At 44.3% G+C, this 25,633-nt stretch carries 20 protein-coding genes and 1 pseudogene; 6 read left to right on the forward strand and 15 right to left on the reverse strand.

What is annotated here, in order from left to right; all coding sequences use genetic code 11:
* Positions 1-257 precede the first annotated feature (257 nt).
* The 3 genes from HNQ34_RS05680 to HNQ34_RS05690 all read left to right on the forward strand — a co-directional run bounded on the left by HNQ34_RS05680 (position 258) and on the right by HNQ34_RS05690 (position 2,588).
* Positions 258-1,070, forward strand: coding sequence for a basic amino acid ABC transporter substrate-binding protein (locus tag HNQ34_RS05680; RefSeq protein ID WP_183252478.1), 813 nt, complete (start codon positions 258-260; stop codon positions 1,068-1,070).
* Between the two features lie 142 nt (positions 1,071-1,212).
* Positions 1,213-1,869, forward strand: a complete 657-nt coding sequence (locus HNQ34_RS05685) for an amino acid ABC transporter permease (RefSeq protein ID WP_183252480.1) — start codon at positions 1,213-1,215, stop codon at positions 1,867-1,869.
* On the forward strand, positions 1,866-2,588 hold the full coding sequence (locus HNQ34_RS05690; protein WP_183252482.1) for an amino acid ABC transporter ATP-binding protein: 723 nt from the start codon (positions 1,866-1,868) through the stop codon (positions 2,586-2,588). Before HNQ34_RS05685 ends, HNQ34_RS05690 begins: the two co-directional genes overlap by 4 nt.
* A gap of 513 nt (positions 2,589-3,101) precedes the next feature.
* Here HNQ34_RS05690 and qoxD read toward each other — a convergent pair.
* The 10 genes from qoxD to HNQ34_RS05740 form a co-directional block, all read right to left on the reverse strand.
* Positions 3,102-3,395, reverse strand: a complete 294-nt coding sequence (gene qoxD, locus HNQ34_RS05695) for a cytochrome aa3 quinol oxidase subunit IV (protein ID WP_183252484.1) — start codon at positions 3,393-3,395, stop codon at positions 3,102-3,104.
* 1 nt (position 3,396) lies between these two features.
* Positions 3,397-4,011 carry a cytochrome aa3 quinol oxidase subunit III gene (gene qoxC / locus HNQ34_RS05700; RefSeq protein ID WP_183252486.1) on the reverse strand — a complete coding sequence of 205 codons (615 nt, stop codon included), beginning with the start codon at positions 4,009-4,011 and terminating at the stop codon, positions 3,397-3,399.
* A gap of 3 nt (positions 4,012-4,014) precedes the next feature.
* Positions 4,015-5,961, reverse strand: a complete 1,947-nt coding sequence (gene qoxB, locus HNQ34_RS05705; RefSeq protein WP_183252487.1) for a cytochrome aa3 quinol oxidase subunit I — start codon at positions 5,959-5,961, stop codon at positions 4,015-4,017.
* Positions 5,962-5,978: 17 nt separating this feature from the next.
* A complete protein-coding gene (gene qoxA / locus HNQ34_RS05710) occupies positions 5,979-6,845 on the reverse strand; it encodes a cytochrome aa3 quinol oxidase subunit II (RefSeq protein WP_183252489.1) in 867 nt (288 codons plus the stop codon).
* Between the two features lie 248 nt (positions 6,846-7,093).
* Positions 7,094-7,801 carry a TrmH family RNA methyltransferase gene (locus tag HNQ34_RS05715; protein WP_183252491.1) on the reverse strand — a complete coding sequence of 236 codons (708 nt, stop codon included), beginning with the start codon at positions 7,799-7,801 and terminating at the stop codon, positions 7,094-7,096.
* 108 nt (positions 7,802-7,909) lie between these two features.
* A complete protein-coding gene (locus HNQ34_RS05720; protein WP_183252494.1) occupies positions 7,910-8,617 on the reverse strand; it encodes an ABC transporter ATP-binding protein in 708 nt (235 codons plus the stop codon).
* 15 nt (positions 8,618-8,632) lie between these two features.
* Positions 8,633-9,412 (reverse strand): ABC transporter ATP-binding protein, encoded by a 780-nt coding sequence (locus HNQ34_RS05725; RefSeq protein ID WP_183252496.1) that lies wholly within the window; start codon positions 9,410-9,412, stop codon positions 8,633-8,635.
* Positions 9,393-10,688, reverse strand: coding sequence for a branched-chain amino acid ABC transporter permease (locus HNQ34_RS05730; protein WP_183252498.1), 1,296 nt, complete (start codon positions 10,686-10,688; stop codon positions 9,393-9,395). Before HNQ34_RS05730 ends, HNQ34_RS05725 begins: the two co-directional genes overlap by 20 nt.
* A gap of 9 nt (positions 10,689-10,697) precedes the next feature.
* Entirely contained in the window at positions 10,698-11,684 is a 987-nt protein-coding gene (locus HNQ34_RS05735; RefSeq protein ID WP_183252500.1) for a branched-chain amino acid ABC transporter permease, read from the reverse strand.
* 165 nt (positions 11,685-11,849) lie between these two features.
* Positions 11,850-13,064: a branched-chain amino acid ABC transporter substrate-binding protein gene (locus HNQ34_RS05740; protein ID WP_183252502.1), complete on the reverse strand. Its 1,215-nt coding sequence runs from the start codon at positions 13,062-13,064 to the stop codon at positions 11,850-11,852.
* 412 nt (positions 13,065-13,476) lie between these two features.
* Between HNQ34_RS05740 and pflB the strand changes: the two genes are divergently transcribed.
* Together pflB and pflA are read left to right on the forward strand one after the other, a co-directional pair.
* Positions 13,477-15,720, forward strand: coding sequence for a formate C-acetyltransferase (gene pflB / locus HNQ34_RS05745; protein WP_312856100.1), 2,244 nt, complete (start codon positions 13,477-13,479; stop codon positions 15,718-15,720).
* 66 nt (positions 15,721-15,786) lie between these two features.
* Complete coding sequence (gene pflA / locus HNQ34_RS05750; RefSeq protein ID WP_183252506.1) at positions 15,787-16,530, forward strand: pyruvate formate-lyase-activating protein; 744 nt, start codon at positions 15,787-15,789, stop codon at positions 16,528-16,530.
* Positions 16,531-16,647: 117 nt separating this feature from the next.
* Here pflA and adhE read toward each other — a convergent pair whose 3' ends face one another.
* The 3 genes and pseudogenes from adhE to HNQ34_RS05765 all read right to left on the reverse strand — a co-directional run bounded on the left by adhE (position 16,648) and on the right by HNQ34_RS05765 (position 21,107).
* Positions 16,648-19,251 (reverse strand): bifunctional acetaldehyde-CoA/alcohol dehydrogenase, encoded by a 2,604-nt coding sequence (gene adhE / locus HNQ34_RS05755; RefSeq protein WP_183252508.1) that lies wholly within the window; start codon positions 19,249-19,251, stop codon positions 16,648-16,650.
* A 186-nt stretch (positions 19,252-19,437) separates the two neighbouring features.
* Positions 19,438-19,653 (reverse strand): annotated as a pseudogene (locus HNQ34_RS05760) (hypothetical protein).
* 77 nt (positions 19,654-19,730) lie between these two features.
* Positions 19,731-21,107 (reverse strand): ATP-binding protein, encoded by a 1,377-nt coding sequence (locus tag HNQ34_RS05765; protein ID WP_183252510.1) that lies wholly within the window; start codon positions 21,105-21,107, stop codon positions 19,731-19,733.
* 191 nt (positions 21,108-21,298) lie between these two features.
* Here HNQ34_RS05765 and HNQ34_RS05770 point away from each other — a divergent pair, with 191 nt between their 5' ends.
* Complete coding sequence (locus HNQ34_RS05770) at positions 21,299-22,825, forward strand: FAD-dependent oxidoreductase (protein ID WP_183252512.1); 1,527 nt, start codon at positions 21,299-21,301, stop codon at positions 22,823-22,825.
* A 95-nt stretch (positions 22,826-22,920) separates the two neighbouring features.
* Here the strand turns inward: HNQ34_RS05770 and HNQ34_RS05775 are convergent, their stop codons facing one another.
* Both HNQ34_RS05775 and desB read right to left on the reverse strand, forming a co-directional pair.
* On the reverse strand, positions 22,921-24,066 hold the full coding sequence (locus tag HNQ34_RS05775) for a glycerate kinase (protein ID WP_183252514.1): 1,146 nt from the start codon (positions 24,064-24,066) through the stop codon (positions 22,921-22,923).
* Between the two features lie 130 nt (positions 24,067-24,196).
* Complete coding sequence (desB, locus tag HNQ34_RS05780) at positions 24,197-25,324, reverse strand: Delta(10) desaturase DesB (protein ID WP_183252515.1); 1,128 nt, start codon at positions 25,322-25,324, stop codon at positions 24,197-24,199.
* Between the last annotated feature and the right edge of the window lie 309 nt (positions 25,325-25,633).

Consider the following 25,633-nt stretch of genomic DNA (forward strand, 5'->3'; position numbering starts at 1 on the left):
ATATTTATGTTGTTTTTTTACTTTTTAGAATTTATAATATATTTCATAAAGAAACTACATATACTAGTTAAAGATACATTTTGGGTGTTTTTCTAAATGTTACAAAAAATTATTTTTATAAAAAGTATTGAATAAATAAAAAAAGACTGGTAGTATGATAATCGTCTTAGTCAGTGTCACAAACCAAAAGTCGCGCCAGACACTGGATAAATATAAAATTTCATTTATTTTTTTATACAAAAGGGGGAAGAAAACAGATGAAAAAAGGATTGGTGTTTGCCGTCATCCTTGCGCTGTTTGTCGCTTTAGCAGGATGCGGCGGAAAATCAGCGGAACAAACATCTGGAAACGGTGAAGCGAAGAAAAAGGTAATTGTCGGCACCGATGCTGCATTTGCGCCGTTTGAGTATATGGATAAAGGAAAAATTGTCGGTTTTGACGTCGATTTCTTAGATGCAGTCATGGAAGAAGCCGGGCTTGAATATGAATTGAAAAACATCGGCTGGGATCCGCTATTTGCAGCCTTACAAGAAGGAAAAGAAATCGATTTAGCGATTTCCGGTATTACCATTAACGATAAGCGAAAACAAACGTACGATTTCTCTGTTCCTTACTTTGAATCGACTCATATGATTCTTGTAAAAGAAAACAGCCCAATCAAAAACGCGCTTGATCTAAAAGGAAAAATCGTTGGCGTGCAAAACGGGACAACCGGACAAGCAGCAGTTGAAAAATTGTTTGGAGCAGAAAACAAAAACATTAAAAAGTTTGAAAACACCGTTGTGGCGATTATGGACCTTTTAAACGGCGGCGTTGACGCGGTTGTAACAGACAACGCAGTCGCAAACGAATATGTGAAAAACAACCCTGATAAAAAATTAAAAGCGATTGAAGACCCAGCAAACTTTGAATCCGAGTTTTACGGGCTTATGTTCCCGAAAGGAAGCGACTTAAAGCCGAAAGTCGATGAAGCGATTAAGAAAGTAATCGAAAGCGGCAAATATGCAGAAATCTACAAAAAATGGTTCGGAAATGAACCAAAAGTCGATAACTTACTCAAACAGCAATAACAATATCGGTAAAAATTGCGTAACTATCTGTCGCTAGTTACGCAATTTTTCTGTGAAAATAAACGATCCATGAGCGTTGTTTTCATGTTTGGGTGGAGAGTAACAATTATTCATGGATGTTTTATTAAGAAAGGTGAGGAGAATGGATTTTCGTTTTGATATTATCCAAGAATACGCCCCGTTTTTCCTGCAAGGCTTGCTATTAACCATTGTCGTATCTATCATTTCTATTATTGTCGGCTCGATTCTTGGGCTCGTCATCGGGCTTGGCAAAATGTCCAAGAAACGGCTCATCCGCCTTCCATTTGAATGGTATGTTAACTTTTTCCGCGGAACGCCTTTATTGGTGCAAATGTTACTCGTCCACTTTGGTTTGATGCCCCTTTTCTTTTCGCAACCAAGCGCAACGGTTTCGCTTGTCGTATCTTTATCGTTGAACTCCGCTGCTTATGTAGCAGAAATTTTCCGTGCGGGCATTCAATCGATTGATAAAGGGCAAATGGAAGCGGCTCGTTCACTCGGAATGACGCATGCTCAAGCGATGCGCTACATTATTTTGCCGCAAGCGTTAAAACGGATGATTCCGCCGTTTGCGAACGAGTTTATCGTCTTAATTAAAGACTCTTCTCTCGGCGTGGTCATTGCTGCTCCTGAATTAATGTATTGGGGAAAAGCGGCACAAGGGCAATATTACCGTGTATGGGAGCCATATTTAACGGTTTCATTCATTTATTTAATTTTAACCCTTTCCCTCAGTAAACTACTACATTATTTGGAAAGGAAGTATTCGAACCAATGATTAAAGTGACGAATTTAAAAAAATCATTCGGCGATTTGCAAGTGTTAAAAGGGATTGATGCGCATATTAAAGAACGCGAAGTGGTCGTTGTGATCGGCCCGTCCGGTTCGGGAAAATCGACGTTTTTACGCTGCTTAAACTTGCTTGAAGATTTCGATGAAGGCGAAATTATTATCGACGGGTTTAATTTAAAAGACAAAAATACCGACATTAATAAGGTGCGCGAAGAAGTCGGCATGGTGTTCCAACGATTCAACTTATTCCCGCACATGACCGTGCTCGATAACATTACGTTAGCGCCTGTCAAAGTACGCAAGTGGCCGCTTGAAAAAGCGAAAGAAACAGCGATGGAGCTATTGAAAAAAGTCGGTCTGCAAGACAAGGCAAACGTCTATCCGGATTCATTATCCGGCGGTCAGGCGCAACGTGTCGCCATTGCCCGGGCACTCGCAATGGGACCGAAAGTGATGTTGTTTGACGAACCGACTTCCGCTTTAGACCCGGAAATGGTCGGGGAAGTATTAGCCGTTATGAAGCAGTTGGCGAACGAAGGAATGACGATGGTTGTTGTCACCCACGAAATGGGCTTTGCGCGCGAAGTCGGCGACCGCGTCATTTTCATGGACGGCGGCTACATCGTCGAAGAAGGGACGCCAAGCGACATTTTCGACAACCCAAAACACGAACGGACCAAATCGTTTTTATCGAAAGTGTTATAGAAATTTTTTCATCCACCTTATTTCGTAAAAGGTGGATATTTTTTATAGTTGTTGTTAATTTTCAGCTTACAGGAAGTGAAGTTTGCTTCATCCGATCATTTTTTTCCTTTTCGTTTATTCTGCCAAACATCAAATAAGACAGAAAACAATTCAAAAACAACAGAAAAAATGAAAGCCGTCACAATGTTACTTTTCCACTCATGATTAAACAAGGAAATAATCAAGTAGTATATAAAAAATGTCCCTATAAAACTGAAAACATGTTTTTTCATAATCGTTTTTTCTCCTTTCTTTCATCACCATTGGCGAGGAGACCCCCACTTCAAGCGTTAGCTAAGTGGGGGGAGTTGACTTGGGCGACTATGTTTTTACTGTCACCATCAATGCCTCCCCTATTAATAAATTCGCAACCTTTCATATTTTTCCTTTTGAATTCCAAAAATTATATCCCATTATTATTCCTCTCCATAAAATAAATAGCTGACCTTCCTAAAAGGAAAGCCAGCTACACTGTTACAACACAAACGCCATCGTCCATATCGAGCCTGCGACGACGACAGCCGCGATAAAAAAGCTGTATACCATATTGATCGTCTGAATTTTACCGCTGTCGCTTTCGGTCATATGCATGAACATAAATAACTGCAGCGCCGCTTGCACAATCGCCAATGTCACAATCACGACAAGGATCACCTTTGTCGCGAGTCCTGAAGACAATGCGACCCACAGCGCGACAAACGTTAACACGAGCGACAAAATAAACCCGATAATATGTTTCCAAGGAAATGTTTCATGGTGATTCCCCATCTTATATCACCATCCCTGTCAAATAAACTAGCGTAAAGATGAAAATCCAAACGACATCAAGAAAATGCCAATACAAACTGACAATAAACACTTTCCGTGCGGTTCTTGGAGTAAGGCCTCGCTGAAGAAGCTGAATCATAATAAGGATCATCCAGACGATGCCAACGCTGACGTGCGCCCCATGCGTCCCGACAAGCACAAAGAAACTCGAAAGAAACGCGCTCGTTTGCATCGTTGCCCCTTCATGGACGTAATCAATAAACTCGCGAACTTCAAACGTAATAAACCCCGCTCCTAAAAGAAGCGTCACTAACAGCCACGTTAACAGCCCCGTTAACCGGCCGCGGCGCATCTCAAACACCGCCAGCCCGCACGTAAAGCTGCTCGTCAAAAGAAGAATCGTTTCGATCATCACACCTTTTACTTGGAACAGCTCTTCAGCTGTCGGACCATTACCCGTCCGTTGAAAAAGAACGAGATACGTGGCGAACAAGGTCGCAAACAACGCGACCTCAGCGCCAAGGAAAATCCAAAACCCTAAAATATTTAGGCGGCTTTCTTCCGTTCGATACTCTAATGGCATCTTTTCATCATAATGATGAGCTGCTTCTGCCATTATCTACGCCCCCTTTCCCGTCAAACGTTCCGTACGTTTAATTTCATCGACGCTAATATAGTAACCGTCATCATCATCAAACGAACGAAGAATCAAACCGAGAACAATAAATAATGCAGCGATGATCGCCAACGTAAACCATTTGAACACAAGACCAAATCCGGCAAAGAAAAAGGCAATCGAAATCAAGAACGGGCGGCCGGAATTGCTTGGCATATGAATCGGTTTTAACTTTTCTTCATCAATTTCGAATCCTTTTCCAGCTTTCTTCATGCGCCAATACGCATCTAAATCCGTCACTTCCGGAATGACGGCGAAGTTATAATGCGCCACCGGCGAAGACGTCGCCCATTCCAACGTCCGGCCATCCCACGGGTCGCCTGTCATGTCGCGCTCCCCATAACGCGCACTGTAATAAATGTTATAGCAAAGCACAATAAAGCCAATCCCCATTAACACCGCACCGACTGTCGCAACCACATTTAGCGGCGTCCAGCCAAGGCCGGCAGAGTACGTGTACATGCGTCGCGTCATTCCCATCAATCCTAAGAAATACATCGGGAAGAAGCAAATGTTAAAGCCGATCATAAATAACCAAAACGTCCATTTTCCTAACCGCTCGTTTAAAAGATGGCCGAACATTTTCGGATACCAATAATGCAGTCCGGCAAAACAAGCAAACACCGTACCTGCGATTAATACATAATGGAAGTGAGCAATTAAGAAATAGCTATTATGATACTGATAGTCCGCCGCTGCCATCGCCAGCATGACCCCCGTAACCCCGCCGATGACGAAGTTCGGAATAAATGCTAACGACCAAAGCATCGCTGTCGTAAAGCGGATTTTCCCTTTCCGAAGCGTAAACAGCCAGTTAAAAATTTTCACACCTGTCGGAATCGCAATCGCCATCGTTGTAATCGAGAAAAACGAGTTCACCGCAGCTCCCGCGCCCATCGTAAAGAAATGGTGCACCCAGACGATAAAGCTTAAAAAGGCAATCCCGACAATGGAATACACCATCGCCTTATAACCGAATAGACGCTTGCGGGCAAACGTGCTTACGATTTCAGAGAAAATACCGAATGACGGCAAAATGACGATATACACTTCCGGATGTCCCCAAATCCAGAACAAATTCGCCCAAAGCATCGACATACCGCCGTTTGCCATCGTAAAAAATTGCGTATCAAACAAACGGTCAAACGTCATAAGCGCCAGCGCCACTGTCAACACCGGGAACGCAAAAATGATGAGCACGCACGTAATCAAAATCGTCCATGTGAACATCGGCATGCGCATGAGCGTCATTCCCGGCGCGCGCATTTTTAAAATCGTCACTAAAAAGTTAATCCCCGTCATGAGCGTACCAATACCGGAAATTTGCAACGCGACCGCATAATAGTTGTTCCCGACACCCGGGCTAAACTCGTTCCCGGCAAGCGGGAAATAAGCTGTCCAACCTGCATCCGGAGAACCGCCAATGACGAACGCAATGTTAAACAACATCGCACCGACGAAAAACAACCAAAAGCTTAACGCATTCAAATACGGATACGCTACATCGCGCGCCCCGATTTGCAACGGCACGACAATGTTCATGAGTCCGATAATAAACGGCATCGCCATAAATAAAATCATAATCGTACCGTGCGTCGTAAAAATTTCGTTATAATGTTGAGAGTCAAGAAACTTCATATTCGGTGCCGTTAATTGCGCCCGCATTAACAACGCATCAACACCGCCGCGGAATAACATCAGCACCGCTGAAATAATGTACATAACGCCGATTTTTTTATGATCCACCGTCGTCAACCATTCATTCCAAAGCCATTTCCACTTTTTAAAATACGTCAAAATGAACACAATACCGATCACCGTTAAAACGATCGATACGTCAGCGGCATAAATCAAAGGCTGCCCTGTCACGAAAAACTCGTTCCACTTCATTCACCTATTCCTCCTTCCTACCGATTAATGCCATCATCGCTGTTCATATAATGGCGGTTTTGTTTTGTGTGATCGATCCATGCAAGATGTGTATTCGAAAACGTCATCCGCCCAACAATCCCCGGCTGCAAAATCGTTTCATATTTTTTCTTACTTAACTTTGGTGCCGTCTGCTGCACCTCTTTTACCCATTTCGCAAAATCGTCTTTCGTCTGAGCCAAGACTTCAAACTCCATATGGGCGAATTCTTTTCCCGAGAAGTTCGCGCTCCGCCCCATATAGGAACCCGGCTCATCCGCTTGAAGAATCAATTCTGTGTTCATGCCGTCCATCGCATATTTTTGTCCGCCTAATTGTGGTACCCAAAACGAGTTTATCGGACCGACCGATGTCAATTGAAACTTCACCGGAACATCTTCCGGAATATTGACGTAGTTCACTGTTTCGATGTTTTGCTCCGGATAGCTAAAAATCCATTTCCAGTTCGCCGCTGTCACTTGGATCGTCAGCGGCTTCACCTCTTTTTTCACCGGCTTTTCCAGCGCAAACGTCGCTTTCACCGTCGGAATGGCCAACGCTGTAACAATGATAATCGGAATCACCGTCCAGATGATTTCTAACAGCGTGTTCCCTTCTTCTTCAGGCGGTTCGTAATCGGCACGTTCCGGCTTTTCGCGATAACGAATCAAAACGACCGCAAACAATACAAACACAACGACAATAATGAACAACATAAAACCAACCGACCAAACAATTAAGTCGTATTGCGTTTTCGCTACAGGCCCTTTTGGCTGTAACACTAACATGTTTTCGCTGCACCCGCTTAACAACAGCAATAACGATAACGGAAGCAACGAAACCCATTTCCACATCTTTTGCTTCATCGATGTGCTTCCCCCTTTACCTTGTAAAATAACGTGGCACATGCAATTGATTTGTTGTTTCTAACATACCAAAAGTGAAAATATTTGAAATGAACTTGAGAAAAAGTTCACAAATTAGCAAAAGATTTGTCACAATATGTTCAAAAACTGTTCACGAAATATTCGTTTGTATGGATAAAAAATGAAAACGATCCATTTAAGTTCCTTTCAAATAAGAAAAGCTGCCCCTCATTTTGTGAAGGTCAGCTTTATTTCCCAAGACGCACTTTCATCATATCGCGGAGGCGCGGATTGAGCGTTTGCCACATCCATTTTTCATACAGCGCCTTTTTCTCGGCAAACGGCAAATAGTACGCTTTGCCCGCTTGCCGGCGAGCCCGCTCCGTGACGTCATACAGCGTTAAAGCAGCTGCGACCGAAATGTTGAAGCTTTGCACAAAGCCGCGCATCGGAATCATAAACGTCCCATCCGCCAAATGAATCGCTTCAGCTGATACGCCGCTATGCTCGTTGCCGAATAAAAGCGCCGTCGGCCGCGACACGTCGATTTCATAAAGCGAGATCGTCCCTTCGCCTAAAAAACTCGCCAGCACTTGATACCCGCTTGCTTTCAATTCATCAATCGCTGTTTGAATGTCGCATTTTTGGTGGATCGTCAGCCATTTATCCGCATTGCGCGTCACAAACGGATTCGGCTGAAACGGTGCTTCTCCTGTCACGACATAGACGTCTTGCAAGCCAAACGCTTCCGCAGAACGCAAAACCGCCGCTTGATTATGCGGGTCATCTACGGCTTCCGTTAATACGGTAATATAGCGGGTCCGTTCGTTTAGCACATCATACATCCGCTTCAAACGTTCCGGCACAATCATTTCCCAAACCGGACGCATTTCTTCCGTTAACAACCCTTCTTGTTGCAACTGTTCAATGAACGCTTTCGCTTCTTGCCCGTTCATTGTGTTCACCTTCGTTCCGCTAGAATTTCTAAGAACGAATTTCATTGTACAAAAATTCATGACATACGGCAAATGGCAAAGGACCCCCTTCATCGGAGTCCTTTGCCATTACGCTAAATACGCCTCGCGCACTTGTTCGTTCACAAGCAGTTCTTGCCCGAGACCGGACATGACAATTTCACCTGTTTGAATGACGTACCCGCGATGAGCAATTTGCAACGCTTGGAACGCGTTTTGTTCGACGAGCAAAATCGTCATCCCTTCTTCGTTCAGTTCGCGGATAATTTCAAAAATTTGCTCGACAATAATCGGGGCAAGCCCCATCGATGGCTCATCTAACATTAATAGCTTCGGCTGCATCATGAGCGCCCGGCCGATCGCGAGCATTTGCTGTTCCCCGCCACTCATCGTTCCGCCTTTTTGCTGAAGCCGCTCTTTAATTCTCGGAAAATAATGAAAGACGCGTTCCATCCGCTCGGCGATCACCTTCTTATCTTTCACTGAAAAGGCACCCATTTCCAAATTTTCTTTCACCGTTAGACGCGGAAAAATCCGCCGTCCTTCCGGCACGTGGGCGATACCAGAAAGAGCGGTCACGTGCGGAGGAGTGTTCGTAATATCTTGGCCATTATATAAAATTTTCCCGCTTTTCGGCTTCACTTGCCCGCTAATCGTTTTGAGCGTCGTTGATTTGCCGGCACCGTTACTGCCGATTAATGTGACGATTTCGCCTTCGTTGACTTCGAGTGAAATGCCTTTTAGCGCATGAATCCCGCCGTAAAATGTGTTAATGTCTTCTAACCGTAGCAAACTCATTTGCGAGGTCCCCCTTTACGAAGCCGTTGTAGCAGCACCTTTTCCTAAATAAGCTTCAATGACTTTCTCGTTATTGCGTATTTCATCAGGTGTACCTTCGGCAATTTTTTCCCCGTGGTCCAAAACAACGATATGCTCGGAAATTTCCATGACGAGCTTCATATCGTGCTCAATTAAAACAATCGTCAAATCTAATTCTGCCCTCATATTGTAAATGAGCTTCGTCAGTTCGCTCGTTTCTTTCGGGTTCATTCCGGCCGCCGGCTCATCGAGCAACAACACTTTCGGCTTCGTCGCCAGCGCCCGGGCAATTTCTAATTTCCGTTGCGCTCCATACGGCAAATTGCGCGCTTCTTCATTAAAAAATGACTCTAATCCGACATACTCAAGCAGGCGGTACGCTTCTTTTCTTGCTTCTTTTTCTTCTTTTCTCACGCGCGGCAAATTCAAAATCGTGCTAAACAATCCGCCATGAAGATGGTTATGCATGCCAATCATGACGTTTTCCAAAACGGTAATCGCTCCGAACAAGCGAATATTTTGAAACGTGCGGGCGATTCCTTTTTTCGTCACTTGATGCGGCTTTAGGCCGACGATCGATTCGTTATTCAACAAGATTTCGCCGCTTGTCGGCTGATAAACGCCGGTGACCATGTTGAAAAACGTCGTCTTCCCAGCACCGTTCGGACCGATGACCGCCGTAATCGAACCTTTTTGCACTTCCATGTTGATGTTGCTGTTGGCAACAAGCCCGCCAAACTGCTTCGTTAAATTTTTAACGGTCAAGATGGACATGCTGCGTCGCCTCCTTCTGTACACTCGTGTTGACTAAGTTCCCTTCTGTATTTTTGAGCTCGTCTTCATCAAATGCAGGGTTTTTCGCCGGCAACAACCCTTGCGGACGGTAAAGGGCAAAGAAGATTAAAATAATCCCGAAAATAAACCGCTGCATTTTCGCCGGTGAAAGCGCGTCTGGAACGTTAATCACGCCGTTTAAACTGAGCTGGTTGAGCCAGTTGGTGAGCTCTGTTAACACTTGAAGGTTTAAAATCGTCACGAGCGCCGCACCGAGAATGACACCTGGTACGCTGCCCATTCCGCCTAAAATGACCATGACGAGAATCGTGATCGACTCAAGCAAGGTAAAGCTTGTCGGGTCAACGAACGTTTGCTTTGCCGCAAACACAACGCCCATCATTCCGGAAAAAGAGGCGCCGACCGCAAACGCCATCAGCTTTGTTCTTACAAGATGAATCCCCATCGCTTGAGCGGCGATCTCATTTTCCCGCACCGCCTTCCATGCACGGCCGATTTTCGAAAATTCAAGACGACGCACCGCAAAAATAACCGCAATTAAAATGACTAAGACAATATAGTAAAACTGGCTTGGGTACATAAAATCGATGCCAAACAATCTTGGCGGTTGAACGGAAGCAAGGCCCATCGCCCCGTTCGTAATATTTACCGGCTTGTCCAAGTTATTGAAAATGATGCGAATAATTTCCCCGAATCCTAACGTAACGATCGCTAAATAATCGCCTTTGACACGTAAAACCGGAATCCCTAACAACACGCCGAACAAGGCGGCAACTAAACATCCGATGAAAATAAATACCCAAAAGCTTTCTCCAGACAGAGGGTATTGGCCGAACGGCATAAAATTGTTCGCCTGCGATGTCGCAAAAATGCCGTACGTATAAGCTCCTAGCGCAAAAAACGCGACAAATCCTAAATCTAAAAGCCCGGCTAAACCGACGACAATGTTCAATCCGAGCGCCATCGCAATGTAAATGCCGACTAATGTCGCTACTTCCATGTACGATTGATACGCTTCCCCTTGACTAGCCGCAAAAGGCAGCAAAACGACCAGCACAAACCCACCAATCAGCCATTTTACGCGGTTAGAAAATGTCGTGAAATATAAAAGCAGCAAAGATGAAAGCAAAAGTAAGAACGCGACAACCGATTTTTGCGCCAAATATAAACTTAAAAACGTGACGACGATGTATAAGCCAATGATGATAGCCTGAAGGCGTTTGTTTTGTTGGATCGTACTGAGCCAATTTTTCATCTTGGTCACCTACACTTTCTCTACAGACACTTTGCCGAATAAACCTTCTGGCTTGAAAATCAATACGATAATTAAAATCGCAAACGCAAATACATCTTTATACTCCGCCCCGAGTATTCCATTAGAAATGACAGGCAAGTTCGCCGCCGCAAACATTTCAAGCACTCCTAGCAAAACCCCTCCAAACATCGCCCCACGAATGTTGCCGATGCCGCCCAAAACAGCAGCTGTAAATGCCTTTAATCCTAAAATAAACCCGATATATGGATCAATTGTTCCGTATTGAATTGCAAATAATACACCTGTTGCTCCCCCTAATGCTGAACCGATAAAAAATGTAAGAGCGATGACTTTATTCACGTTTACCGTCATTAACGCCGCTGTTTCCCGGTCTTGTGCAACAGCGCGCATCGCCATTCCCCACTTCGTTTTATTGATGAAAAAGTCGAGTGTGACCATCATAATTACTGCGACAACTATCACAATAAAGAACGAGGATTTTACCGATGCATCGTTAAATCCCGACCAAACAGAGGAAGCTTTAATCCCAATTTGCCCGCTAAACAAACTTGGTCCCGTCAAAATGTAGTTCCCTTTTTTTAATTCAGCGATAAAACGAACGATATCCTGAAGTAAAAACGAAATGCCGATCGCCGTAATTAATGTAATAAGCTTCGGTGCATTACGCAACGGGCGATACGCCACTCGCTCAATTCCCATCCCAAGCAAACCGGTTACAACCGACGTAATGATGAGCACTAAAATTAGTGCAACGACCGCCGGCATGGATGCCATCCAGCCAACTCCCGCAAACGTCAATAAAATCGCCGTTCCTACAAACGCCCCCGTCATAAAAATTTCCCCGTGGGCAAAGTTAATCAGCTCTAAAATCCCGTACACCATCGTATATCCTAATGCAACAATCGCATAGACGGCTCCTAGCGTTAACCCATCAATTAATACTTGCGGCAATGTATGCAACACTTCATTGATCATTTTCTTGTTCACCCGCCTGTTTTGCTACTTTTACTAAAGAAAGCGCCTAGCTTTGCTGCCGTAGATAAACAAAAGTTCTTTGTTTGCCACCAATAAGCTAGGCGCGAAACGATGCCTAAAGAAAAGGGTACGGCAAACATGTCATACCCTTTTCTGACGATCCTTTTATTGTTTGCTTACTTCGTCCTCTAACTTAGCTGGATATTTTGCTTCTTCGAATTTGTAAATGTAAATTTTTGCGTATTTGTTGTCGCCTTTTTCATCAAAACTTACTTTCGTTGCAACTCCTTGATAATCTTGCACTTTGCGAACCTCCTCCGCCACTTGCTGGCGTGTAGGAAGCTTGTTGCCATTTGCCTTAATCGCATTTTCAAGACCTTTTAACAGCACGCCCATTGAATCATAGCCATAAGCTGAATAAGACTCGATGTCTTTGCCGAATTTTTGCTTATATTTCTCCGCAAATTGTCTTCCGGCATCGGTCGCTGTTGCTAAACCAGCCGTTGATGTCATGTACGTATTTTTCACCGCATCGCCTGCGATTTGAACGAGCGTTGAAGAGTCTAAGCCGTCGCCACCCATAATCGGCACCGTAATGCCTTTATCGCGCGCTTGCTTAATCAATAGACCGCCTTCTGTATATAGACCACCGAAGTAAACAAGGTCAGGCTTTTTCGCTAACACTTGGTTTAAGACCCCGTTGAAGTCTTTTTCACCGACGGTAATTCCTTCAAACCCAAGAATTTGCGCGCCAAGTTCTTCCGCACCTTTTTTGAACGCTTCCGCTAAGCCAGTACCGTAAGCGGTTTTGTCTTGAATGATAAAAATTTTCTTCGCGCCAAGTTTTTCGACAGCGAATTTCGCTCCTGCAGGTCCTTGGAAATCGTCACGAGCACAAATACGGTTCACCGTTTTTAAGCCGCGGTCTGTTACGTCTGTAGCTGTGTTTGCCGGAGAAACCATCGGAATGCTGTATTTTTCATAAATTTCTGACGAAGGAATCGCTACGCCGGAATTGAGGTGGCCAACTACCCCATAGATTTGTTTATCGGCTCCGATCAGCTGAGCGTTCGCTACCCCTTTTTTCGGGTCGCCTTGGTCGTCATATGGAACGAGTTCAAGTTTGAAACCAAGTTTTTCAAAATTCGCTTTTTGTTCTTCAAGCGCCAATTGTGCACCGAGTTTAATCGATTCGCCTAACGTTGCACTTCCACCGGAAAGCGGAGTTTGCGTTGCGATTTTAATCACATTGCTTCCACTGTTACCTCCACTGCCTCCGCTGCTGGTGTTTTGTTGTTTTTGTCCCCCAGAACATCCCGCCAACAAGCCGACTGCTAGCGTCGTCGCTGCTAAAATCGAGAGCGTTTTCTTTAAGCCCATTCGTATCCCCCTTTTTAAATTTTAAAAATTTTTTTTATTTTAAGAAAAATATAATATGAATTACTCAAATACACAAGCTTTATTTTTTTACTGGAAAAAACTTTTTTCGGCAAAATTCTCTTTAATAATGTAAGCGTTATCCATTCATAACGCTTTTTTTGCTATGTATTTCGCCCCTCTAAATATTATTCTTACAAAGGTTACTAAATATTTTCCTATCACAATGGAATTCTGTTTATAAAAAATCGTGATGCTCATCACACTTGCTCAAAATTTCACAAATCCTTCAATAATGTCTGCTTCCGCTTTCCCATAAATGTAGTATGCTATATCTAGAAACTGTTATATATGTTTTTATGGATCTGTTATAGTCTAAATATATTGGGAGGGGATTGATATGGAACAAACGGTGATGGCAAAAACTTCATTAGATCCATGGCGAGGTTTTAAAGGTTCCAAATGGAAAAAAGAAATTAACGTTCGCGATTTTATTTTAAACAACGTCACCGTATACTATGGCGACGAATCGTTTTTAGAAGGTCCAACCGAAGCGACGAAACAGTTATGGGAACAAGTGATGGAATTATCGAAACTTGAACGGGAAAAAGGCGGCGTTCTCGATATGGACACAAACATTGTTTCGACGATCACATCCCATAAGCCTAGCTATTTAAACAAAGAGCTTGAAAAAGTGGTAGGATTTCAAACTGACAAACCGTTTAAACGCTCATTAATGCCGTTCGGCGGCATTCGCATGGCGGAACAATCGTGCGAAGCGTACGGTTATCAAGTAAGCGACGAAGTGAAAAAAATTTTTACCGAATACCGCAAAACACATAACCAAGGCGTATTTGACGCTTACACAGATGAAATGAAAGCGGCACGCAAAGCAGGGATCATTACCGGTCTTCCTGACGCATACGGACGCGGCCGCATCATCGGCGACTATCGCCGCGTCGCGTTGTATGGCGTTGACCGCCTCATAGAAGAGAAAAAGAAAGATTTACGCAACACAGGCGCACGTACGATGAGCGAAGATATTATCCGCCTTCGCGAAGAACTATCGGAACAAATTCGCGCACTTCAAGAATTAAAACAAATGGCGCTAAGCTACGGCTACGATATTTCCGAACCGGCGCGCAACGCCCGCGAAGCGTTCCAATGGCTCTATTTCGCTTACCTTGCAGCGATTAAAGAACAAAACGGTGCGGCGATGAGCTTAGGACGCGTATCCACGTTCTTAGATATTTACATCGAACGCGACTTGCAAGAAGGCACGATAACCGAAAAAGAAGCGCAAGAACTCGTTGACCATTTCGTCATGAAATTGCGCCTTGTCAAATTCGCCAGAACGCCAGAATACAACGAACTATTCAGCGGCGACCCGACATGGGTGACAGAATCGATCGGCGGAATAGCGATTGACGGACGACCGCTCGTGACGAAAAACTCATTTCGTTTCCTTCATACGCTCGATAACTTAGGTCCTGCGCCAGAGCCAAACTTAACGGTGCTTTGGTCGAAACAATTGCCGGAGAGCTTCAAAGAATATTGCGCGAAAATGTCGATTAAAACAAGCTCAATCCAATACGAAAACGACGATTTAATGCGCGCGGAATTTGGCGACGATTACGGTATTGCTTGCTGCGTATCAGCGATGCGCATCGGCAAACAAATGCAGTTTTTCGGCGCGCGGGCAAACCTTGCGAAAGCGTTACTATACGCGATTAACGGCGGCGTCGACGAAAAATTAAAAATCCAAGTTGGTCCGGAATTTGCGCCAATTACATCGGAATATTTAGATTATGAAGAAGTGATGCGCAAATACGACCAAGTGTTAGAATGGCTCGCTGAGCTTTACATTAATACGCTCAATATTATCCATTACATGCATGACAAATATTGTTATGAACGCATTGAAATGGCGCTTCACGATACGCACATTTTACGCACAATGGCAACAGGTATTGCTGGTTTATCCGTTGTAGCTGACTCTTTAAGCGCGATTAAATACGCAAAAGTGAAGACGATTCGCGATGAAAACGGTCTTGCGGTCGATTTTGAAATCGAAGGCAACTTCCCTAAATATGGAAACAATGACGATCGCGTCGATTCGATCGCTGTCGACATTGTCGAACGGTTTATGACAAAATTGAAAAAGCATAAAACATATCGCGATTCGAAACATACGACATCGATCTTAACGATCACATCGAACGTCGTATACGGTAAGAAAACAGGACATACACCAGATGGCCGCCGCGCGGGTGAGCCGTTCGCACCAGGGGCCAACCCATTGCACGGCCGCGATACAAAAGGCGCATTGGCTTCGCTAAGCTCCGTTGCGAAATTGCCGTACGAGCATGCGTTAGACGGCATTTCGAACACGTTCTCGATCGTGCCGAAAGCGTTAGGAAAAGACGAACAAACTCGAGTTCGCAACCTTGTCGCCATTTTAGATGGCTATGCAGAAAAAGGCGGCCACCATCTCAACATTAACGTCTTTAACCGCGAAACGTTGTTGGACGCGATGGAACATCCGGAAAAATATCCGCAATTAACAATTCGTGTTTCCGGATATGCGGTAAACTTTATTAAATTGACGCGCGAACAACAAATCGACGTCATTAACCGCACATTCCACGAAAGCATGTAACCAAAATCCCCCTCACGATCCGCTTCTTTCGTGAGGGGTCATTTCTATTTGGAAGGAGAATTTTTCATGAAAGGATTTATTCATTCGATTGAATCATGCGGCACCGTAGACGGCCCGGGCCTTCGCTACGTTGTCTTTATGCAAGGCTGTTTATTACGGTGCCAATATTGCCATAACGCCGATACGTGGGAAATCGGCAAAGGGAAAGAGATGACGGTCGAAGAAATCATCACCGATTTACAAACGTATCTCCCGTTTATTCAGACCTCCGGCGGCGGCATTACCGTCAGCGGCGGCGAACCGCTTTTACAGATCGATTTTTTAATTGCGCTATTTAAAGAATGCAAACAACTTGGCATTCATACGACGATCGATACATCCGGAGGCTGTTATACGACGGAAGCATCGTTCCAACGAAAACTAGAGGAATTGCTTAAATATACGGATTTAATTTTGCTCGATTTAAAACATATCGATGAAAAAAAACATCGCAAACTGACCGGGAAAACGAACACCCATATTTTACAGTTTGCCAAGCTCTTATCAGAAAAACGAATACCGGTTTGGATTCGCCACGTACTCGTTCCGACGATTACCGATAACCAAGAAGATTTGCGCCGGCTTGCCGCGTTTATTCGGACGTTGAACAATGTAGAGAAAATTGAAATTCTCCCTTATCATAAATTAGGAGTATATAAATGGAAAGAACTCGGGCTTGCTTATCCGCTCGAAGGCATTGAATCGCCTTCTGAAGAAACGGTTCAAATGGCGTACAACATTTTGCAAGGAAGCACTCCTCTTACATCGTAAGAGGGGGATTTTTATGCAAGTCCCCAAACACATTTCTAACCGAAATATAAAAAGGCTTATGAGAAGGGATTTTTCCCTTATTCATAAGCCTTTTCCAGAGGGAAGGTGAGGGATCTATTATACTCCTTTAAACGCTTGTCGGTAAATGTCTGCCAAGTCACTGACAAGCGGGAGTTTCGGATTGGCTGTTGTACATTGATCTTCGAAAGCGAGTTCGGCTAATTTATCGACTTTACTTTCGAATTCTTGTTTGCTGACGCCGCATGCTTCAATGCTCAATGGAATATCCAATTCTCTTGCCAGCTTAATGATCGCTTGGATGAGGCTTTCGACGCCTTCTTCGGTTGTCCGCGCCGGCAAGCCGAGCATTCTTGCAATTTCCGCATAACGCTGATCCGCTACGAAATATTCGTATTTCGGGAACGCGGTAAATTTTTTCGGCTTCGTTGCGTTATAGCGAATGACGTGCGGCATTAAAATCGTATTGGCGCGTCCGTGAGGAATATGGAATTCTGCACCGAGTTTGTGCGCTAAACTATGGTTAATGCCTAAAAACGCATTCGCAAACGCCATGCCTGCGATCGTTGACGCGTTATGCATTTTTTCGCGAGCTAATTCATCGTTGCCGTTTTTATATGCTCTTGGCAAGTATTCGAATACAAGCTGGATCGCTTTCATCGCCAAACCGTCTGTATAGTCGTTCGCCATGTTGGACACATATGCTTCGATCGCGTGTGTTAACACGTCCATGCCTGTATCGGCTGTCACATGCTTCGGCAGCGTCATGACAAATTGCGGGTCGACAATCGCTACATCCGGCGTTAATTCATAGTCTGCCAATGGATATTTAATGTTATTTTCTTTATCGGTAATAACCGCAAATGATGTAACTTCTGAACCGGTTCCGGACGTTGTCGGAATCGCCACAAATTGCGCTTTTTGGCCGAGCTTCGGATATTTGAAGACACGTTTGCGAATATCTAAAAATTTTTGTTTTAATCCGTTGAAGTCTGTTTCCGGATGTTCATAGAATAACCACATCGCTTTCGCTGCGTCCATCGCTGAACCGCCGCCAAGCGCGACGATCACGTCCGGTTGGAAGCTTCTCATCATCTCGGCGCCTTTCATGACTGTAGTGAGCGATGGATCCGGTTCGACTTCCGAGAAAATTTCACAATGGACGTAGTCCGGACGTTTCCGTAAATAGTAGAGCACTTTATCGACATATCCAAGTTTCACCATGCCCGGGTCTGTTACGATAAACGCTTTTGAGATATTTGGCATTTTCGCTAAATATTGCGTTGAATTTTTCTCAAAATAAATTTTTGGCGGCACTTTAAACCATTGCATATTGACCGTCCTTTTCGCCATTTTCTTAATGTTAATGAGATGAATCGCCCCTACGTTCGTTGATACAGAGTTTCCGCCAAACGTACCGCAACCGAGCGTTAACGATGGAATGTAGGCGTTATAAATGTCGCCGATTGCTCCTTGCGAAGATGGTGCATTCACGATAATCCGTCCGGCTTTCATCCGTTTTCCAAATTCGGTAATAACATCTTGGTCATCAGAATGGATGACAGCAGAGTGGCCTAATCCGCCGAACGCTAACATTTCTTCGCAACGTTTTAATCCTTCTTCTGTATTGTTCACTTTATAGCAAGCTAACACAGGGCTTAATTTTTCGCGAGAAAGCGGATATTGCGGACCGACACCTTTTAATTCGGCAACGAGAATTTTCGTGTCTTTCGGTACGTCGACACCAGCCATTTTCGCAATTTCATACGCTGGTTTTCCGACGATGTCCGGGTTGACTGCGCACGTATTTTCGTTAATGACCAATTTCTCTACTTTTTTCTTTTCTTCTTCGTTTAAGAAATAGCAACGGTTGTCGATCATTTCTTTTTTCACTTGATCGTAAATCTCTTTATCGATGATAACGGCTTGCTCGGAAGCACAAATCATTCCGTTATCAAACGTTTTCGATAAAATTAAATCGTTCACTGCGCGTTTGATGTTCGCTGTTTTTTCGATATAGCAAGGCACGTTACCAGGCCCCACCCCTAACGCTGGTTTTCCTGAGCTATATGCCGCTTTCACCATTCCTGCACCGCCAGTCGCTAAAATGAGCGAAACGCCTGGATGCGTCATTAATTGTTGCGTCGCTTCTAATGAAGGGGTTTCAATCCATTGGATGCAGTGTTCTGGAGCGCCTGCCTTAATCGCGGCGTCGCGCAACACTCTTGCCGCTTCGCTGCTGCATTTTTGCGCCGATGGATGGAACGCAAAAATGATTGGGTTGCGTGTTTTAATAGAAATAAGCGACTTAAACATGGTCGTTGATGTTGGGTTCGTTACCGGTGTAACGCCAGCAATGACGCCAACCGGTTCAGCGATTTCCACAATCCCTTCATGCGGGTTTTCGCGGATAATGCCAACTGTTTTATCGTATTTAATATTGTGGTATATATATTCTGTCGCGAAAATGTTTTTAATAATTTTGTCTTCATATACACCACGTTTTGTTTCCTCTACCGCCATTTTTGCTAATGGCATATGCTGATCGAGCCCAGCTAACGCCATTTCTTTGACAATTTTATCGATCGTTTCTTGGTCGTAGTTGCGGAATTTTTCTAGCGCTTTTTGGGCATTTGCGACAAGCTGGTCAATCATTTTTGTCACTTCAATTTTTTTGTCTAATACCTTTTCTTCCACCGCCATGTTGATTCCCTCCTATCTTTTTGTGAAAAATTTCACAATTAAGAAGAAAAATTTTAGATGAGAAATCTCTCATCCACCACACTTTCATTATAAACGATTGGCTCGTATTTAGATATGTCAAATTTGTGAAATATTGAGCAAACTTTTTCAGACGAAACGGGCTACCTTGAAAAATAGCCCGCCTTTTTATTCGCAAACAAGGTTTCGCGCAATTTTGGTAAATGAAATATCATTATACATACGCGTAGTTCGTTTAATAATAACAACATAATTTACTGTCCATATATTTTAAGAAGGAATATCGTCTCCGTCTTCAAACATCATCGCTTCAAACTCATCACCGATCATTTCTTCAAAACTCTCCAATGTATATGAAAAATCTCTCCACTCGCAAACAATCATAACTTTCACTCCTACCTGCTGTTTGATTTTATTGTAATACGTTTTTCATCCCATCATGCACGATACTATTGAACAAATCATGAATCTTGCTTTGCCTTGTACGCCTGACGCGGATGATTCGGTTGCTCTGGATACTTCAGCTGAATTTTTCCTTCTTCTAATAGTTTGGCTAAATAGTTATTTCGCAATCCATCCGATGTTCGGTCCAATAAATGAGCCAATTCTTTTAGCATGAGCGGCCTGATTGCACAAAGCTGCAAAATGATTTGTTCCATTATATTTGGATGAAGCCTTTTTTTCTTACGCGCCGTTTCTGCTATTCGCCATAATGCTTCATCCGCCTCTTCACAATCATACCCGTTTCCGTTATTTACGGACTTCAGTCGTTTATTTATGGAGTTTGGTTCGTTGTTTACTGATTGACCTTTTTTATCTACGGAGTTTAGTTCGTTGTTTACGAAGTACAAGTCGTTATTCATAGAGATCGCCATACTATCTATGGAGTTTGGTTCGTTATTTATAGAGTTAAAATCGTTATTTATGAAGTCTCGTTCGTTATTTACGGAGTCGTCCGTATCCTCTTCCAGCTCATTGTCGATCCCATCGCTCACATTCTGTATCATCGAACTATGATCATCTGTTTCAAATGATGCCGCTGTTTCATCTGGAAAAACCACATCGTATCGCTTCATCGTCAATGTTAAAATCGTGCGTTCCGGATCGGCTTGTTGAAAAAACTCCGGCTGCTTCCATTGACGATATTTCCACATCGACTCAATATAATTCAATCCCGATCCAGCCCGTCTACAAAGACCGATTAAAATAAACATTTTAAATAAATTCGGATTGCGCAAATGGCTCATTCCGCCAACCCAAGCGGATTCAATAGGAATGCGGAGCAAGCCAGGATTCGAAAAACGGTATATATCTGACTCTTTTTCAATGACAATTCCCCCTTCTCTTGAATAATCAGCATGAACTAACGAATTGACCACAGCTTCGTGCAGCGCCGAACGTAAAGGATCGTCGTAGTCAACTATGTTGTCCATCACTTTAAAATAAAAATCATACACATTTCCTGACCATGTTCCGTCTTGGGAAGTAAACCGCTTTGTCCAACCGTTTATCGCAAAAGCTCCTGAATTTTCTCGATACTCAAGAAAATATTGCGGTAATACTTCCGTAATGATTCGCTCTTCGCTAAACATCAGAAGCCCGGCAACTGTAACCCCTTCTTTACTGCTGTTTCTCAGTTTTCCCCACGCACCAATTTTGTATAAAAATTCTTTCGTCTCAAGCCCGTTCCAAGGGTGATGAGGCTTCACCGTTGCGAATTTCTCACGATAATGTTTTACAGATTCGAAATTCAATTCGTTTAATCCGTAATGTTCCAGAATGAAATTATCCGACAATGTAAGTGATTGTTCATCCGAAAGATTTGTATATTTGTTCACTTCCAATCTCCCTCTTACATTATTTTATGAAAATAAAACCGTTTGTCTCTGCTTCTTATTTTACCACCTTTCTTATTTATTGCGGGCGGCGGCAAAAAAGAAAATGGAACGACTTGTCCATCAATAGGGATAATTTTTTTATTTTAAGGAAATTTATGTATATAGTCTAAATGATGAGGAGGTTATTCACCATGCACTCTCTCCCGCTATCTGTTGAACCGTACTGGCGAACGTCTGTTGCAATTCCATTTTTTCCACCGTTAACAGAAGACATCCATGCTGATGTGGCGATCGTCGGCGGCGGAATTTCCGGAATTACAACCGCTTATTTGCTCACGAAAGCAGGGGTCAAAGTTGCGATGATCGAGGCCGATCGCCTATTAAACGGAACAACGGGGCACACAACAGCTAAAATTACCGCTCAACACGATCTCATCTATGATGAGTTCATCCATCATCTTGGCAAAGAAAAAGCAAGGCTGTACTATGAAGCGTGTACAGAAGCATTGCAGTTTATAAAGACAACCATCCAAGAACAACAAATCGACTGCGATTGGGCAGAAGAGGATGCATACATTTATACAAACTCAGACGCATCAATGAGCAAGCTGATCAATGAATGGAAAGCATATGAAAAGCTTGGCATTCATGGAGAATTCGTGGAAACGATTCCGCTTCCGATCGCTGTCAAAGCAGCGCTCGTTATGAAACAACAAGCGCAATTCCATCCTTTGAAATATTTGCAAAAACTCGTAGAAACGATTGTGCAAAAAGGCGGAATGATTTATGAACATACTCCTGCGCGGGATGTGGAACAAGGAGAAATGTTAACGGTTATTACAAGACATCATAAACGGCTGACGTGCCAACATCTCATCGTTTGTTCCCATTTTCCGTTTTATGACGGCGGGTTTTATTTTTCAAGAATGTATGCCGAACGCTCATACGTGTTGGCTGTGCAAATCGACGGACATTATCCAGGCGGCATGTACTTAAGCGCTGATGAACCGAAGCGGTCAATCCGCTCTGCGAAAGCGGCCAACGGTAGCGAACTCCTTCTTATCGGCGGGGAAAGCCATAAGACAGGACAAGGCGTGCCGACAATCCGGCATTATGAGGCGCTCCAGTCTTTTGCGTCCGACTTATTTACAGTGACGTCGATTCCTTACCGATGGTCTGCCCAAGATTTAACAACATTGGACAAAGTGCCGTACATCGGCAAGATGACCGCCAACACCCGAAACGTCTATGTCGCGACAGGATATCGAAAATGGGGGATGACAAACGGGACAGTCGCAGGGTTGCTATTAACCGACTTGATCACGGGACGGGACAACCGATATCACGACCTTTATACGCCATCGCGGTTTTATGCTGACCCAAGCGTCAAACATTTCATTACACAAAATTTGGATGTCGCGAAGCATCTCATCGAAGGAAAAATCGAAATGGCCGTTCGCATGCCGAACGACCTAGCTAACAGCGAAGGCGCTGTTGTCCTTGTCAACGGCAAACGGGCAGGTGCCTATAAAGACGAAAACGGGACATTGTCCGTCGTCGACACGACGTGCACGCATATAGGATGCGAACTCGAATGGAACAGCGGCGACCGCACATGGGACTGTCCTTGCCACGGCTCCCGCTTCTCCATCCACGGCGATGTCATCGAAGGGCCGGCGAAACAGCCGCTTACAAAAATGAAATGTCAGGAATCATAGCAGTCGCAACGATTTGCGGCTGAAAGAGGCGGTCTCGGTCATGACGGAGACCGCTCTGTTTTCATGAACAAACGCTCGGACACTCATGACTTGAGTTATGATCTGTTGATGTTCATGCCGATGTTTAGTAGCGCCGCTATATGACGAGCCGTCCGCTCCACATAGCAAGCAGCCTGATCGATCGCTTTCGAAAGCGGCATAACCCCTGGCACAATGCTGTAGAGAGCGTCGATTCCGTACTGTAAGACGATGTCGCTATCGTCTGACAACGAGCCAGCCAAAGCGATAACCGGAATCCTATGCTTTTTCGCCGCCTTCGCGACACCGACCGGTGTTTTTCCATATATCGTTTGACCGTCGATCCGCCCTTCACCTGTCATAACAAGCGACGCGCCTTCAACTTTCTTGTCAAACTGAACCGCCTCTAACACAATGTCAATCCCTCTTTTTAGCTCCGCATCGAGAAACGCTAACAAACCGGCGCCAAGCCCACCCGCTGCACCGGCGCCGGGAACGTTGACTTGTTTTCCGAGCGTTTGAGCAATAACTTCTGCATAGCGTTGTAAATTTTCGTCCAGCTGTCGCACCATGTCCGGCGTCGCCCCTTTTTGCGGCCCAAATACAACCGAGGCTCCTTGTGGCCCTGTTAACGGATTATCGACATCGCATGCCACTTCCACTCTGACGTGTTTCAGTCTCGGGTCAAGCTGCGACACATCGATTTTCGCCAGTCGCGACAAGCTTCCTCCACCAAAAGCGAGTTCTTGCCCATCTCCGTCTAACATCCTTCCGCCGAGCGCCTGCACCATCCCTGCGCCGCCGTCATTTGTGGCACTCCCACCGATGCCGATGATCATATGTTCCACACCGCAGTCAAGCGCCGCCCGAATTAATTCCCCTGTCCCTCTCGTTGTCGCAATCAGCGGGTTCCGCTTCTCGTGCGGAACAAGATGCAACCCGGAAGCAGCCGCCATCTCGATCACCGCTGTTTTTCCGCCCCCAAGCAAGCCAAAAAAAGCATTAACTGGATCCCCTAACGGCCCTGTTACTTTTTTTTCGACGATCTTGCCACCTGTCGCATCTACAAGCGCTTGCACCGTACCTTCGCCGCCATCGGCCATCGGGATTTTCACATATTCCGCGTCTGGAAATACGCGGCGAAACCCTCTTTCAATGGCATTAGCCACTTGAAACGCCGACATACTTTCTTTAAATGAATCAGGCGCAATGACAATTTTCATCGTTTTCGCTCCCCATTTCTTAAAAATCTGTATCAACTATCTTTCAGTCATTTTTATCAAATCACATCATCTATTCTTATGTCCAGCAAACAAAATGCTGGTCCCGCCATCTGGAACCAGCACGTCGTTTTTATTCTTTCATTTGCCCAACAGCCTTTTTAACTATCAATGTTTCTTTCGCTACATTCGCAAAACTCTTTCTAGTTTCCGATCCGATTTTACGGTATTCGATGCGGGACGGATCCAACCCATATCCTAACGACCCGTATACGTTTCCTTGGCGCGGCTCGATCAATTCGGTTTGCTGGTAATAAAGCCTTGGCGTCTTCCAAAGCGCCCATAACGCTTGGATCATCGGCATTTCGTGGTAGCGATCCGGCCACATCTTTTTGATATGTTTTTTCACTAACGGATAATATTTCGAGCTCATACTTGGGAACAGATGGTGCTCTGTATGATATGAAAAATTAAAGTGAAGTACATCGAGCCATTTCGGAACCGTAACAGATAGGCTGTTGGCAAGCGGGTCGTTTACTGGGACTAACGGATTTAAGCGATGGTTCGTGGAAATATAGCTCATTACAATGAAGTTGGCAATCAATAGCGGCAGCAAAAAGATAAAGAACCAATTGGCAAATCCGACGACAAACAGCAAGCCAATCCATGTCGCCCACGGCAATAAAAACTGAAAGAAAACAACGCCGCGGTTTTTAGGCTGAAAATCTTTCAGAAAATAAAACAACATTCTTATCGAATGAAGCGTAAACGTAATCGCTAACGAACTAAATGCGAAAAATGCCCGGATGGGAAACGGAATTTTATACACCCAGCGCAGCATCCGGCTTCGCGCTAATTTTTCCAACCCTGGCCATGCATCAGGATCTTTCTCTTCATCTTGCGTATGCGCATGATGCGTCACATTGTGCCATTTTCTCCATAGCTTTGGACCTGTGCATAGCGGCCAAAACGCAACCGCTCCGAGAAAATCCCGCAACCACGGCGTCCGCACGACGGTACCGTGCAAAATCTCATGTCCTAAAAATCCTAACGCTGCAAAACTGAACCCTAACACGACAGAAATGAGCGTATTCCATATCGGATGAAGATCCAGTAAAGAAATGGCGAGAATGCCACTAAGCGCTATAAGCAAATACATAAGACCACCGAAAAGGCGCGAAGGAACAGGCTGGAACGCTTTCTTCGGCAAATGCGGAGACAGTTTCGCCGCATACCAGCCAAACGAATGAAACTCTTTCATTTCATGACTCCTTTCAACTTAAACCTTTTGCCTGCAAAAAAATTGACAAAAGGTGCGAAACCAACATAAATTGCAATCTTCTGAAAAAAAAAAAACTTATATTGTGATTCGCTACTTTTGTTCCATCCTAACACCTTTCCGCTCGTCCTGTCAATCTTTTTTATTACTAGGTATTATTATTTAATACTAATTCTCGACAAACTGACAGGCTTTTCTAACAACAGCAACAAAAAAGCTTGTTATAGCGCGATTTATAGTACGGCTTCCCATTTTTTATTTCCTTTACTATAGTGACGAATCTCATGACAT

Origin of the sequence: Anoxybacteroides tepidamans, assembly GCF_014201465.1 — a bacterium.
In the GTDB taxonomy this organism is placed as follows: Bacteria; Bacillota; Bacilli; order Bacillales; family Anoxybacillaceae; genus Anoxybacteroides; species Anoxybacteroides tepidamans.

Bases quoted from the DNA above. Each gene is read 5' to 3' on its own strand.
- HNQ34_RS05680 (WP_183252478.1), top strand. From the start codon at position 258: ATGAAAAAAGGATTGGTGTTTGCCGTCATCCTTGCGCTGTTTGTCGCT.
- HNQ34_RS05685 (WP_183252480.1), top strand. From the start codon at position 1,213: ATGGATTTTCGTTTTGATATTATCCAAGAATACGCCCCGTTTTTCCTG.
- HNQ34_RS05690 (WP_183252482.1), top strand. From the start codon at position 1,866: ATGATTAAAGTGACGAATTTAAAAAAATCATTCGGCGATTTGCAAGTG.
- qoxD (WP_183252484.1), bottom strand. From the start codon at position 3,395: ATGGGGAATCACCATGAAACATTTCCTTGGAAACATATTATCGGGTTT.
- qoxC (WP_183252486.1), bottom strand. From the start codon at position 4,011: ATGGCAGAAGCAGCTCATCATTATGATGAAAAGATGCCATTAGAGTAT.
- qoxB (WP_183252487.1), bottom strand. From the start codon at position 5,961: ATGAAGTGGAACGAGTTTTTCGTGACAGGGCAGCCTTTGATTTATGCC.
- qoxA (WP_183252489.1), bottom strand. From the start codon at position 6,845: ATGAAGCAAAAGATGTGGAAATGGGTTTCGTTGCTTCCGTTATCGTTA.
- HNQ34_RS05715 (WP_183252491.1), bottom strand. From the start codon at position 7,801: ATGAACGGGCAAGAAGCGAAAGCGTTCATTGAACAGTTGCAACAAGAA.
- HNQ34_RS05720 (WP_183252494.1), bottom strand. From the start codon at position 8,617: ATGAGTTTGCTACGGTTAGAAGACATTAACACATTTTACGGCGGGATT.
- HNQ34_RS05725 (WP_183252496.1), bottom strand. From the start codon at position 9,412: ATGTCCATCTTGACCGTTAAAAATTTAACGAAGCAGTTTGGCGGGCTT.
- HNQ34_RS05730 (WP_183252498.1), bottom strand. From the start codon at position 10,688: ATGAAAAATTGGCTCAGTACGATCCAACAAAACAAACGCCTTCAGGCT.
- HNQ34_RS05735 (WP_183252500.1), bottom strand. From the start codon at position 11,684: ATGATCAATGAAGTGTTGCATACATTGCCGCAAGTATTAATTGATGGG.
- HNQ34_RS05740 (WP_183252502.1), bottom strand. From the start codon at position 13,064: ATGGGCTTAAAGAAAACGCTCTCGATTTTAGCAGCGACGACGCTAGCA.
- pflB (WP_312856100.1), top strand. From the start codon at position 13,477: ATGGCAAAAACTTCATTAGATCCATGGCGAGGTTTTAAAGGTTCCAAA.
- pflA (WP_183252506.1), top strand. From the start codon at position 15,787: ATGAAAGGATTTATTCATTCGATTGAATCATGCGGCACCGTAGACGGC.
- adhE (WP_183252508.1), bottom strand. From the start codon at position 19,251: ATGGCGGTGGAAGAAAAGGTATTAGACAAAAAAATTGAAGTGACAAAA.
- HNQ34_RS05770 (WP_183252512.1), top strand. From the start codon at position 21,299: ATGCACTCTCTCCCGCTATCTGTTGAACCGTACTGGCGAACGTCTGTT.
- HNQ34_RS05775 (WP_183252514.1), bottom strand. From the start codon at position 24,066: ATGAAAATTGTCATTGCGCCTGATTCATTTAAAGAAAGTATGTCGGCG.
- desB (WP_183252515.1), bottom strand. From the start codon at position 25,324: ATGAAAGAGTTTCATTCGTTTGGCTGGTATGCGGCGAAACTGTCTCCG.